Origin of the sequence: Brevibacillus sp. LEMMJ03, assembly GCF_007197875.1 — a bacterium.
In the GTDB taxonomy this organism is placed as follows: domain Bacteria; phylum Bacillota; class Bacilli; order Brevibacillales; family Brevibacillaceae; genus Brevibacillus; species Brevibacillus thermoruber.
In genome coordinates this window covers 58,388-70,739 of sequence record NZ_VKJN01000015.1, presented here as the reverse complement: position 1 = coordinate 70,739, position 12,352 = coordinate 58,388, and the positions used below count along the sequence as shown (strand labels likewise).

Annotated in this window: 14 protein-coding genes; 12 read left to right on the top strand and 2 right to left on the bottom strand. The window is 61.8% G+C overall.

Annotation, left to right across the window (positions count from 1 at the left end; translation table 11 throughout):
* Window positions 1–31: 31 nt before the first annotated feature.
* From FOI68_RS17895 to FOI68_RS17885, 3 genes are all read left to right on the top strand, one after another.
* Entirely contained in the window at window positions 32–565 is a 534-nt protein-coding gene (locus tag FOI68_RS17895; RefSeq protein ID WP_029099772.1) for a hypothetical protein, read from the top strand.
* 87 nt (window positions 566–652) lie between these two features.
* Window positions 653–1,174: a thiol peroxidase gene (gene tpx, locus FOI68_RS17890; protein WP_029099773.1), complete on the top strand. Its 522-nt coding sequence runs from the start codon at window positions 653–655 to the stop codon at window positions 1,172–1,174.
* Window positions 1,175–1,299: 125 nt separating this feature from the next.
* Window positions 1,300–2,634, top strand: a complete 1,335-nt coding sequence (locus tag FOI68_RS17885; RefSeq protein ID WP_143863931.1) for a polysaccharide deacetylase family protein — start codon at window positions 1,300–1,302, stop codon at window positions 2,632–2,634.
* A gap of 131 nt (window positions 2,635–2,765) precedes the next feature.
* Here the strand turns inward: FOI68_RS17885 and FOI68_RS17880 are convergent, their stop codons facing one another.
* The gene (locus tag FOI68_RS17880; RefSeq protein ID WP_143863930.1) at window positions 2,766–4,466 is read right to left on the bottom strand and encodes a pyruvate oxidase; all 1,701 of its coding nucleotides are present in this window, start codon (window positions 4,464–4,466) and stop codon (window positions 2,766–2,768) included.
* Between the two features lie 149 nt (window positions 4,467–4,615).
* Here FOI68_RS17880 and FOI68_RS17875 point away from each other — a divergent pair, with 149 nt between their 5' ends.
* From FOI68_RS17875 to FOI68_RS23595, 7 genes are all read left to right on the top strand, one after another.
* On the top strand, window positions 4,616–5,521 hold the full coding sequence (locus tag FOI68_RS17875) for an RluA family pseudouridine synthase (RefSeq protein ID WP_143863929.1): 906 nt from the start codon (window positions 4,616–4,618) through the stop codon (window positions 5,519–5,521).
* 421 nt (window positions 5,522–5,942) lie between these two features.
* Complete coding sequence (locus FOI68_RS17870; RefSeq protein ID WP_143863928.1) at window positions 5,943–6,863, top strand: fumarylacetoacetate hydrolase family protein; 921 nt, start codon at window positions 5,943–5,945, stop codon at window positions 6,861–6,863.
* Window positions 6,864–6,897: 34 nt separating this feature from the next.
* Window positions 6,898–8,058: a homogentisate 1,2-dioxygenase gene (locus FOI68_RS17865; protein WP_065066971.1), complete on the top strand. Its 1,161-nt coding sequence runs from the start codon at window positions 6,898–6,900 to the stop codon at window positions 8,056–8,058.
* 18 nt (window positions 8,059–8,076) lie between these two features.
* Window positions 8,077–8,697, top strand: a complete 621-nt coding sequence (locus tag FOI68_RS17860; RefSeq protein WP_143863927.1) for a flavin reductase family protein — start codon at window positions 8,077–8,079, stop codon at window positions 8,695–8,697.
* Between the two features lie 110 nt (window positions 8,698–8,807).
* Window positions 8,808–9,239: a DUF2935 domain-containing protein gene (locus FOI68_RS17855; RefSeq protein WP_044898698.1), complete on the top strand. Its 432-nt coding sequence runs from the start codon at window positions 8,808–8,810 to the stop codon at window positions 9,237–9,239.
* A 329-nt stretch (window positions 9,240–9,568) separates the two neighbouring features.
* Window positions 9,569–9,919 (top strand): PspC domain-containing protein, encoded by a 351-nt coding sequence (locus FOI68_RS17850; protein WP_029099779.1) that lies wholly within the window; start codon window positions 9,569–9,571, stop codon window positions 9,917–9,919.
* 75 nt (window positions 9,920–9,994) lie between these two features.
* Window positions 9,995–10,165 carry a hypothetical protein gene (locus tag FOI68_RS23595; RefSeq protein WP_162836732.1) on the top strand — a complete coding sequence of 57 codons (171 nt, stop codon included), beginning with the start codon at window positions 9,995–9,997 and terminating at the stop codon, window positions 10,163–10,165.
* Between the two features lie 86 nt (window positions 10,166–10,251).
* On the opposite strand, the gene map is transcribed toward FOI68_RS23595, so the two are convergent.
* On the bottom strand, window positions 10,252–10,998 hold the full coding sequence (map, locus tag FOI68_RS17845; RefSeq protein WP_143863926.1) for a type I methionyl aminopeptidase: 747 nt from the start codon (window positions 10,996–10,998) through the stop codon (window positions 10,252–10,254).
* Window positions 10,999–11,118: 120 nt separating this feature from the next.
* Here map and nadE point away from each other — a divergent pair, with 120 nt between their 5' ends.
* Together nadE and FOI68_RS17835 are read left to right on the top strand one after the other, a co-directional pair.
* Window positions 11,119–11,871, top strand: coding sequence for an NAD(+) synthase (gene nadE / locus FOI68_RS17840; RefSeq protein ID WP_029099781.1), 753 nt, complete (start codon window positions 11,119–11,121; stop codon window positions 11,869–11,871).
* Window positions 11,872–12,046: 175 nt separating this feature from the next.
* The gene (locus tag FOI68_RS17835; RefSeq protein ID WP_029099782.1) at window positions 12,047–12,268 is read left to right on the top strand and encodes a hypothetical protein; all 222 of its coding nucleotides are present in this window, start codon (window positions 12,047–12,049) and stop codon (window positions 12,266–12,268) included.
* Window positions 12,269–12,352: the final 84 nt, after the last annotated feature.

Below are 12,352 nucleotides of genomic sequence, written 5' to 3'. Positions count from 1 at the left end.
AGAATGGTAGGGAAAAGGAGGGAGCCCTGCCATGGAATTGCTGCATGCCGCGCCCGCCGACATCTGGCGGCTGTTGATTCCGGCGGCGAACTGGATGTTTGCCGACGACATGCCGGAGGACGAACTGATGTTTCACTACCGCGACCACATCTACTTCGTCAACGGCGACGGTTCCGTTCTCGCCCTGCCCAAGCCCGCCAGCTTTGAGCGGATGGACGCAAGCGAGTGTTTGCAGCTATTGGCCACCTCGGACGAGACGGTCGACTTTGACGACAACGGAGAGTTTGACTACGGGTTTGTGCTGAAACAGATGGGCTACATCGCGCCGACCCGCCGCTCGCGGGAAAAGGCCGCCTACCGGATCGAGATCGTCAACACGATCCTTCCCCAGTCGATGAGCACGCAGTACGAACTGAAACGGGTGAGCTTCGACTTTGCCCTCTATCACGCGCTGATGCGCTGCCACGAGCTGAACCGCAGGAGCAACTGGGAGTACGAACACGAAGTGAAACGCATTGACAAAGTGGAACAGCGCACGGAGGAACACGTCCGCTTCCAGGTGTAAAATTCTACTGTTGGCATAGTGAAAAAGGTAGAAAAATAGGGTATGATGAGTAGGTACATATGATTCTCTGGTGAGGAGGAAAATTTCATGACTGCAACTGTAGAACGCCAAGGCGTGGTCACGTTCAAAGGCAACCCGGTCACCCTGCTGGGGCCGGAAATCAAAGTGGGCGACACCGCTCCCAACTTTACCGTGCTGGCCAACAACCTGACGCCGGTTACCCTGGACGACTCCAAAGGCACCGTGCGCATCATCTCCGTCGTGCCGTCCCTGGACACGGGCGTGTGCGATGCGCAAACCCGCCGTTTTAACGAGGAAGCGGCCAAACTGGACGGCGTGACCGTCCTGACCATCTCCGTCGACCTGCCGTTCGCTCAAGCCCGCTGGTGCGGCGCTGCCGGCATCGACAAGGTGCAAACCCTGTCCGACCACCGCGACCTGTCGTTTGGTCTCGCATACGGCGTCGTGATCAAGGAGCTGCGTCTGCTCTCCCGCGCCGTTTTCGTCGTCGATTCCAACGACAAGGTGGTATACGCCGAATACGTGCCGGCCGTGGGTGAACACCCGAACTACGAGGCGGCAATCGCGGCGGCCAAAGCAGCGAAATAACGGATGTTTCGAGGTGCCCCCTTCGTCGGACGAGGGGGGTTTTTTCTTTTTCCAAAAGGAAACAAAAACTTCCACCATTCGTCTACATAGCAGGTATGATTTGGATGAATGGAGAGGAATCCCACATGTCAAAGGGAAGACAAACACTGCTTGCCTGCGCCCTCGTACCGGCCCTGCTGCTTCCGGGATGTGCCGGCCTAAACCTGCAGGGCCGGGACGACAGCCCCCTGCCCGCAGCGAACGTCAGCCCGGGCGGCCAGACGCCGCAGGCGGGGGACAGCCAGGAAAGACAGCCGGACGCAAAACAGCCCGATGCCCATCCAACGGAAACGGGGGCGAGGAAGCCGGACGAGGGTGGGCCGCATGCGGATCAGCCGCATGCGGGATCGCCGACCACCGACCAGCCGGGCGCGGAATCCCGACAGCCCGGTGAGACCGGACCGGCATCGGATCGGCCCGGTTCGGCCGTGGCGGACACGCAGGAACTGGCCGTCTACCGCGGGCCGGTCGAACACATCTTTTTTCATCCGCTGATCGCCTACCCGACGTTGGCCTTCGACGGGGATGCGATGGACAAAGGCTACCGCGACTGGTTTGTCACCGTGCCAGAGTTTGAGCGGATCGTGGAGTCGCTGTACCGAAACCAGTACATCCTGATCGACATCCGCGACCTGTACGAGGAACGCGTGGAGAACGGACGGCGCCACCCGGTGAAAAAAGAGCTGAGGCTGCCGAAGAACAAAAAGCCGCTGATCATCTCGATCGACGACATGAACTACTACGACTACATGCGGAAAAACGGCAACGTGCACAAACTGGTGCTGGATGGCGACGGCAACGTGGCCGCCTATTCGCGCACCCCGGAGGGAAGCGAGTCGATCGCTTATGACAACGAGATTGTCCCGATTCTGGACGCGTTTGTCCGCGCGCATCCCGATTTTTCGTTTCGCGGCGCAAAAGGGATGATCGCGCTGACGGGCTACGAGGGTGTGCTCGGCTACCGCACCCAGGACGCAGCCTCGCCGCATTACGAGAGCGAAAAGCGGGAGGCGCTCAAGGTGATCGCGCGGCTGAAGGAAACCGGCTGGTCGTTTGCCTCCCACGGATACGGGCACCGCGACGCGCAGCGGATCAGCTACAACAGTCTGGTGGAGGACACGCTGCGCTGGAAACGGGAAGTGGAGCCGCTGACCGGTCCCACGCCGGTTTACGTCTACCCGTACGGCAGCCGCGTGGAGACGAACAGCGACAAGTACGCCTTTCTCGTCCGATCGGGCTTTGCCGTCCTGTGCGGCGTGGGGCCGGCCCCGTATCTGAAATTCACGGGCGAGGCGGTGATGATGGATCGGCGCCACATCGACGGGATTGCGCTGGAACAACAGGGTGAGCGGCTTGCCCACATGTTCGACAGCAGGCAGGTGATCGACGCCGAACGGTACCGCACGGCCGCGAAACCGTGAACATTAGCACCCTTTCGCGGCCAATTCCCGATAGGCGTCCGCCAGCCAGGGATGTATAAATTTCAGCTTCTCCCGCTGCTCCCACAGATGTCCTGTTTTTGTCCGCGCGGAGGGGATGGTTCGCGCTCCCGTCAGGGTACGGGCACTTCCGGCCTGCCTTCCTCAAACAGTTCTTTCAACAGGTGTTTGGCGTAGCCGGCTGCCTGGGCAAAGGTGACTTTTGCCGGCATCGGGGCTTCGCGGGCGTCGACCAGCACATCGACGATGCACGGCTTTTTCTCTGACACGGCCTGCTGCAGGGCGGGGAGCAGCTCCTCCGGCTTTTCCACGCGGAAGCCGACGCCGCCGCAGATGTCGGCAAACCGGGCGAAGTTGGGGTTGTGCAGGTCTGTCGCGAATTCCACATTTCCCATGACTTCCTGTTCAAACTTGATCATGGCGATCTTGTGGTTGTTGAGGACGACGACCACGATGGGCAGTTGGTATTTGACGGCCGTGACGAAATCGCTCATCAGCATGGCGAAACCGCCGTCACCGCACACGGCGATCACCTGTTTGCCGGGATAGGCGATTTTTCCCGCGATGGCGCCGGGCAGTCCGCAGCCGAGCGTGGCCAGCCAACTGGAGATGACCATCTGCTGCCGCGTCATGCGGAAGTGGCGGGCCATCCAGACGGTGACGTTGCCCACGTCCACCGACAAGACGGCGTCGTCCTGGACAACCTGCTGCAGCGCGCGGATGACGCGCTGCGGTTTGATCGGAACGTCGGACTGTGCCTCTTCCCGGTCCATCTTTTCCCACCACTGCTTCATTTCCCGCTGACAGCGCGCAAGGAAGCTCCGGTCGGTCCTGACAGGCAGCTCCCTGGCCAGCCAGTTCAAGGTTTGGCGGGCATCTCCGGCCAAACCGGCATCGACCGGATAGCGCTTGCCGATCTGGGCGGGGTCCGTATCGATGTGAATGGTCCGCGCCCCTTCCGGCAAAAATCCGGTGAACGGGAAGGACGTGCCCACCATGACCAGGGTGTCGGCTTCCCGCATGGCATCGTAGGCCGGCTTGGTGCCGATCAGCCCCAAACCGCCCAGGCAGAGCGGATGCTCGTCCGGGATTGTCCCTTTGCCGGGCAGCGTCAGCACGATGGGCGCGGCGATTTTTTCCGCGAACTCGATCAGGGGCTGGCTCGCCTCCCTGGCGCCGCGGCCGGCCAGGATCACCGGCTTTCGCGCCTGCTCGAGAATCCGGACCGCCTGCAGCAGATCGGCCGCCTGCGGCAGAATCTGCGGCCTGGCGAAAAGCGAACTGGTCCGCCTGGCTTCCCGCTTCACCTCAAACCGGGGGATGTCGTCCGGTATGGTGAGGACCGCCACGCCTTTTTTCGCGTAGGCGGACCGGATCGCCTGATTGACCACAGCCGGCAGCTGCTCGGCCGACATGATGCGCTGGTTGTAGACGGCCACGTCGTCAAACATGCGTTCCAGGTTCACTTCCTGAAAGTAGTCGGTACCGAGCAGATCGGTCTCCACCTGACCGGTGATGGCCAGGACGGGCGCCCTGTCCAGCTTGGCGTCGTACAAGCCGTTTAACAAATGGATGGCCCCCGGGCCTGCAATCGCCATGCAAACGCCCAGTTTTCCGGTCAGCTTGGCGTAAGCCGCCGCCGCCAGCGCCCCCGCCTCTTCGTGCCGCACCTGAATGAACCGGATCTTGTCTTTGGCCTTGCGCAGAGGTTCCATGATCGAGTTGATGGAGTCTCCCGGCATTCCGTAAATATGGTCCACTCCCCACTCGATCAGGAGTTCGATCAGCACTTCTCCCGCCGTTTTTCCCAACATCCGAACGCTCCTTTCACATAGGTTCACGTTAGTGTGTGCAATTCTCCCGCGAGAAAAACGGTGCGGGCCGCAGGACGGCGGCTGAACCGTCCTGTCCGTCCGTTTGTGCTATACTGACCAGGAAGGGTTTCCGACAAAGGAGAGACGACATGCTGGAAGAGCTGATTCGGTTTACGGCTACGGAGCGGGAAGCGGATATGACCATTCGCGACGCGCTGCAAAAACGGTTCGGGGTGTCCCGCCGGCTGCTGGTCCGGGCCAAGTACCAGGGAGCGGTCACCCGCAACGGGACGCCTGTTTTCGTCACGGAGCGGCTGCGGCCGGGGGATGATGTGGCCATCCTGGTGCCTGGCGAAGAGGAAGAGACGGTGCTGCCGGAGCCGATGGAGCTGGCGATCCGTCACGAAGACGAGGACATCCTGGTCATCGCCAAGCCGGCGGGACTCGTCGTTCATCCCACCGGCGCGCACACGGGCGGCACTCTGGCCAACGGCGTGGTCGCCTACTGGCGGGAGCGGGGCGAGCGGCGCAAGTTTCGCCCTGTCAACCGGCTGGACAAGGACACGTCCGGCCTGTTGATCGTCGCCAAAAACCAATGGGCCCACGAGCAGTTCAGCCGCATGCAGAAAGAGCGGACGCTGCACCGCTGGTACCAGGCGATCGTCGAGGGGGAGGTGGCCGAGGAGGAAGGAACGGTCGACGCTCCGATTGGCCTGCGCGACGATTCGATCATCGTGCGCGAGGTGCGGCCGGACGGCCAGCCGGCGGTCACCCGCTACCGGGTGCTGGCGAGGGGCGGCGGAATGAGCTGGCTGGAGCTGAAGCTGGAGACGGGTCGCACGCACCAGATCCGCGTCCACATGAGCCATCTCGGCCATCCGCTGGCGGGAGACGACCTGTACGGCGGCAGCCGGACCTGCATCGGCCGTCAGGCGCTGCACGCGGCCAGACTGTCGTTTGTCCATCCGCGCAGCGGGCGGGCGATGGAGTGGAGCGAACCGCTTCCGGCTGACATGCAGGAGTTGGCGGCTCGTGTTTTCGGACACCGGGACTAAACGGACAGACGTACGGCTCCCCTGACGCGCACAGGGGCGAGGGGAGCGTACGCGTCGGCAGAGAAGTGTCAAGATTCCGTCAATTCCCTCTGGCGAAAGGAAAGCGTTTCCGTTATGATGGGGATAGAGACAGACAAGAGAAGAGCGGCAGCACTTTACGATGGCTGGCTGTCTGCGGGGGAACGCCCGCAAGGTTTTCTTCGGTAGCGGACAGAGCCCAGCTTGCGCCCGACACCTGTCCTGACTTGCATTGGCAACAGCGGATTGCCCTGTTTTCGCATGCAGTCGGGACGGCTTGGGGGGAAGCTGGGCTTTTTGTGTGCCGTCCCTAGCCCGACAGGGGCGCCGGCGAGGGGCGGCGCTGCCAAAAAAAAGCGGAAGCGCAGGCATATGAACAATGGTGTGGCGAGGAGGGATGTGCGTGAAACTGGTGTCGTACCGTCGCGGCGGGCAGGGAGACTGGCGGGCGGGTTTGTTTCGGAACGGTTTCGTGATCGACATCGCGCAGGCGATTCCGGAGGCCCCTGCTTCCGTGCTGGACCTGCTGGACGAGTGGGAGCGCTGGCGGGAGCGGCTGGACCACGAGGCGGACGCGGCTGCCTGCGCGGTGCCGGCGGAGCAGGCCGTGCTGGGTTCTCCCCTGCCCCGCCCCCGCAGCTTTCGCGACTTTTACGCGTTTGAGGCGCATGTCAGGACGGCGCGCGGCCGCCGCGGTCTGGATATGATCCCGGAGTGGTACCGCTTTCCCGTCTTTTACTTTTCCAACGCCGCCGCCTTCGTCGGCCCCGAAGCGGCGGTGAAGCGGCCCAAGGCGGCGCGCTGGCTGGACTACGAGCTGGAGGTGGCCTGCGTCATCGGCAAAGGGGGCGTGGACATTCCCGTCGAGCGGGCGGAGGAGCACATCGCCGGCTACTGCATCCTGAACGACTGGAGCGCCCGCGACGTGCAGCGTGAAGAAGTAAAGGTGGGGCTGGGGCCGGCGAAAGGAAAGGACTTCGCGACGTCGATGGGGCCCTGGCTGGTCACTCCCGACGAGCTGGAAGACGTCCGCATCCCCGGCGGGAGTGGGAGCCGGTACGATCTCGCCATGGTCGCCAGGGTAAACGGCGTGGAGTACTCGCGCGGCCGTTTGGCCGACATCCACTACACCTTCGCCGAGATGATCGCCCGGGCTTCCGCCGATTGTCCGCTCTATCCCGGCGATGTGATCGGCTCGGGCACGGTGGGCACCGGCTGCATCCTGGAACTGGGGCCGGAACGCTGTCCGTGGCTTGAGCCGGGGGACGTGGTGGAGCTGGAGGTGGAGCGGCTGGGCGTTCTGCGCAACGTCGTCACCGAATAAAGGTTCAGCAAAACACGAAAAGGAGGAAGGATGGATGCCCTTTTACCATCGCATGGGGGACGTGCCGAAAAAGCGGCACACCACCTTTTACAAGCCGAACGGCGAGCTGTACCGCGAGCAAGTGATGGGCACCAAAGGCTTCTCCGGCATTCAGTCGATCCTGTACCACCATCATCCGCCGACGCAGGTGCGCGCGACGCGCCGATGCGGCGAGATGAAGCCGGAGTACGTGGAGCAGGCGGACCTCCGGCACCAGCATTTCAAAACCTTTGACCTGAAGGCCGGGGGCGATCCGGTTACAGGCCGGCAGTACCTCCTGGGCAACAGTGACGTGGTGCTGGGCGTCTGCGCTCCGACCGAGCCGATGACGTATTTTTACCGCAACGCGGACGGGGACGAACTGCTGTTTGTCCACCAGGGGGAAGGGGAGCTGGAGACCATCTTCGGCACCATCTCCTACCGGCAGGGCGACTATCTGGTGATCCCGGTCGGCACCACGTACCGGGTCGTGCCGTCCGCCGCCAGCCGTTTTCTGGTGATCGAATCGCAAAGCGACATCGTGCCGCCCAAGCGCTACCGCAACGAGCACGGGCAGCTTCTCGAACACTCGCCGTATTGCGAGCGGGACATCCGCGTTCCTGAGCGGCTGGAGACGCACGTGGAAGAAGGCGAATTCGAGGTGCGCGTCAAGCGGCAGTCCGTCCTGTACAGCTACCTGTTTGACTTTCATCCCTTTGACGTGGTCGGCTGGGACGGCTACCTCTATCCGTACGCGCTCAGCATTCACGACTTTGAACCGATCACGGGACGGATTCACCAGCCGCCGCCGGTCCACCAGACGTTTGCCGGACAGAACTTCGTCGTCTGCTCCTTTGTGCCGCGGCTTTACGACTACCACCCGCAAGCGATTCCGGCGCCGTACTTCCACAGCAACGTGGAAAGCGACGAGGTGCTCTACTACGTGGACGGCCAATTCATGAGCCGCAAAGGGATCTTTGAAGGCTCCCTCACACTGCATCCGATGGGCATACCGCACGGTCCCCATCCCGGCAAGATCGAAGCGAGCATCGGCAAAACGGAAACCAGGGAACTGGCGGTCATGCTGGACACGTTCAAGCCGCTCAGGGTGACGCGCCAGGCGCTTGGCATCGAGGACCCGGACTACATGGCGAGCTGGCTTCCGCCCCGGGAGTAAACAGGAAAGGGGATTCTCATGGAAATCGACATCAGCGCCATCGGGCGCCAGGACAAATACAAGCTCTTGATCGGCGGGGTCGTGCCGAGGCCGATCGCCTGGGTCACGTCCCTCAGCGCAGACGGCGTGGTCAACGCCGCGCCGTTCAGCTACTTCAACGTGGCCAGCATCGATCCGATGTTGGTTTCCGTCGCGGTCATACGCAGGCCGGGCAGCGTGATGAAAGACACGGCCCGCAACATCGCAGAGACGAAGGAATTTGTCGTCAACATGGCGGACGTGTTCAACGTGGACGCGGTCAATCAGACCTCCGCCGACTACCCGCCGGAGGTGAGCGAGGTGGCGGAGCTGGGGCTGACCGAACAGCCGTCCGCCGCCGTCCGCCCGCCGCGCCTGGGCGAGTCGCGCATTCATTTTGAGTGCCGGCTGCACCGCATCGTGACGCTGGGCGAGCCGGCTGCGGCCGACCTGATCATCGGCGAGGTGGTGCACGTCCACATCGACGATTCCCTCTACCAGGACGGCAGGATCGACATCGGCGCCTTCTCCCCCGTCAGCCGCCTGGCCGGCCACTGGTACGCCACGCTGGGCGAGTTGTTTGAACGGCCGCGGCCGATTTATCAACCGAAAAGGGAATAGACCATCGGACTCCGACGGTCTGATTCACTTTGAGGCAAAGGCACGCTTCCGCCATTGTCACATAGACTGTGGTGGACCCTTCCGGGCAAAGTGGTAAAGGAGGAGTACGCGTGCAATTTCATTACGACGAAAAGATGCCGCTAAGGATCTTGGACGAAGGAGACTTTTGGAAACTGCAGGAGAGTGAACACACCATCGTGCTGCGCGAGCTGGTGCCCAATCTGGAGGAGGAGTTCGTCCAGGCGCTCGCCGAGTGGGAGCAGGCGTTTTCCCAGACGCAGGGACTGTATGTCCGCTACATCGAGGCGGTCATCCGTTCCGGCGACCGGGTGAGCGATCCGCTCATGCGGCAAATCAGGGAGCTGGTCACGTTTTCCATGGAGCAGAGCCAGCAGTTTATCGGCCTGTTGAATCAGATGGGCTCCGCCAGTCCGGCGTTTCGCAGCAATCCCACGGCGCTGGCGGTGTTAAACCACATCCGCCGCGAATCGGAATACTTCATCGGCATTTCCGAAGCGCTGACGGCCAAGGCGCTGATCTAGCCCGCTGCTCCCAGCCGGGGCAGAGGAAGACGGCATCCGGCCGGAGCGGTCGATCGTACCACTGTTCCGGTGTTGGCGGGCGTCCCGTAGGGGGGCGTTCGGTTCCAGACCCTCATCCGCAGCGCGGACCTGACGAGGCCGTTTCATGCGGCAGGGACCGGAGGAAACCGGCGGCACCATCAGCCGGAAAAGTACAGGGGCCTCACGGGACGGAGCCGGCCTCCGTCCGGGGACGGAGGACAAATCCCCCTGGGGCCAGTTTTGGGCGTCCTTTCTTTCGGGTATCTTGGAAGTACCAGCAGAAACGGATACAGAGAGGAAGGAATGTCATGATGGAAAGACGTTTATACCGATCCCGCAGCGATAAACGCCTGTTTGGCGTGTGCGGAGGCATCGCCCAATTCCTACGGGTGGACCCCACACTCGTGCGTGTCGGGGTGGTGATTCTCACCGTGTTCACCGGCGTGCCGCTGTTGATTTACGCGCTGCTCGCGTTTATCATGCCGAAAGAGCCGGCCTGGCCGTACGGACACGACGCGTACGATCCGTACGATCCGCTGTTTGCCGGCCGAGGATACGGGTCCGACCTGGACAGCGAGATTGAGCGCCTGGAAAAACGGGCCCTGATGCAGGAAGTGCACCGCCTTCGCGCCGAATTGGCGAAATGGAAAGGGGTATAAGAATCCGGCAACATTTGCGTACTTCCTCATATCATGTAAGGTGGAACCTTTACATAGGATGGGGAGGGGAAAGCAGTGTATCTCGGCGTGTTCGACATGAAGCAGAGGCTGGAACAGACCCGCAAGATTCTGCGGGAAAAACAGCATGTGAAGCGGTTGATTGAAGAGGACATCCGCGAACTGGAAAAAGACGTGCAGGAATTGGAAGCGCTTATGAACCGCTACGCGAACAGCGCGCAGCGCTAAACGCAAAACCCATAGGCCAAAAAGCGGCAGCCCCCTTGCTCAGGGAGCTGCCGCTTTTTTCGCAGCCGTCACTGCCGGGTCAACCGTCACTGTTGAGTCAGAATCACGGGACCGTCAGCGGTAATCGCGATCGTGTGCTCGTACTGGGCGGACAGCTTGCCGTCGCGGGTCCGGGCCGTCCAGCCGTCCTCGTCGATCTTGACGTGGTAGCTGCCCGCATTCAGCATCGGCTCGATCGTGATCACCATGCCTTCTTTCAGACGGGGGCCGCGTCCCGGCGGTCCGAAGTGGGGAATGTACGGCTCTTCATGCATCTGTTGGCCGATTCCGTGACCGGTGAAGTCGCGCACGACGGAATAGCCCTGCGCCTGGGCATAGCTTTGAATCGCGTGGGAAATGTCGCCGACGCGGTTGCCCGGGACAGCCTGTTCAATGCCCAGATAGAGCGCTTTTTCCGTCACCTGCAGCAGCCGCTTCGCTTCGGGGGAGATGTTCCCCACGGCGTACGACCAGGCGGAGTCGGCCAGCCAGCCGTTCAGGTTTACCACCATGTCGATCGTCACGATGTCGCCGTCTTTCAGCGGTTCCTTTGTGGGAAACCCGTGGCAGATGACGTCGTTGACGGAGGCGCAGGTGGCATAGGGGTAGCCCTGGTACCCTTTCTGCTCGGGAGTGGCTCCGTGTTCCGCGAGAAATTGCTCGACAAATTGGTCGATCTCCCAGGGAGTGATCCCCGGGCGAATCCGTTTGGCCAGAGCGCGGTGGCAGGCGGCGAGAATTTTGCCGGCCGCCCTCATCCGTTCGATTTCTTCGGGTGTCTTGAGGATAATCATCGGTTCTCTCCTTGTGTTCCGTTGTTCTCGTTATTAGTGTAGACCTCTTTGCCGTCGATTGCCACAGTCATTTCCGCGTGGTAGGATGGGGAAGAGACAGTGAAGATGGGGGTACTGGGCATGGACAAGTTTCAAGAGCACCTGGCTCACTACCAGGCTCATGTGAAGGAAGATCTGGAAAAGCGCGTGGCCTTTATCCGCGAGCAGATTGACGGACCCGGGCTGGGCGGCGCTGTCGTGGGCATCTCCGGCGGCATTGACAGCGCGGTAACCGCCGCTCTCTGCGTACGGGCGCTGGGCAGGGAGCGGGTGATCGGAGTGTGGATGCCGGCGTACTCTCAGGCCGTTCACGCGGAGGACGCCCAAAAGCTGGCGGACGCCATCGGTCTTCGGTTGGTGACCGTCGACCTCGGACCGGCGTACGACGCGATCGTGCCGGCGATCGAAAAAGTGCTTCCCCTTGACGACAAAACCAAAGGAAACACCAAGGCGCGGCTGCGCATGACCACGCTGTACGCGATCGCCAACCAAAAGGGCTATCTGGTGGTGGATACCTGCAACCGCAGCGAAATCCACGTCGGCTACATGACCAAGGGCGGCGACGGATTGGCCGACATCAATCCGGTGGCCAGCCTGACCAAGCACGAGATGCGCATTTTGGCGCGCGAACTGGGGGTGCCGGAGTCCATCCTGACCAAAGCGCCGTCCGCCGACCTGTGGGAAGGGCAGACGGACGAGAAGGAGATGGGCTTTTCGTACGAAGATCTGGACCGCCTGCTGATCACGGGCGAGACGGACCCGGAGGCCAAAAAGCGGATCGATTACCTGCACCGGATCTCCGAACACAAGCGGCGTCCGATGCCGGAAATTTAGGCAGGGGGCAGTGGAATCACCGCGGACGTCGGTGCCTCTCCGTTCGGCGGCTGTCTGTTCGCGGCCGCGCATCGGCCAGAAAAGGCAGGAGAAAAGGGGAAGTCGTTGATTCTTCGCCCTGTTTGTACGATAATAGAAGGTATGCACGGATCTCTTTAGGAAAGAGGTGGAACAGATGTCGACAACAGAACTGATGCTGAAAACGTCTCTGGAAGGACGCGTGTTGCGGACCCTGCAGGCTTACTTCCGCCGTCCCAACGACGTGTTGATCCGCGAAAGCCTGTGGGCTAACGGTCTGTCTCACGAGCAGGTGGACGTTACCATGAATCTGCTGCAGCAAAACCTGACCGTTGCCGAAATCATGGAACAACTGCGGGAAAAGGGCTTTTTCGCGTAACCCTGTGACAAAGCGCTTCGATTGACGGCCCGCTTGCGCCAGCCGGCTGCCGTCAACGTCAAAAAAAGAGACCGGGTCGACAAA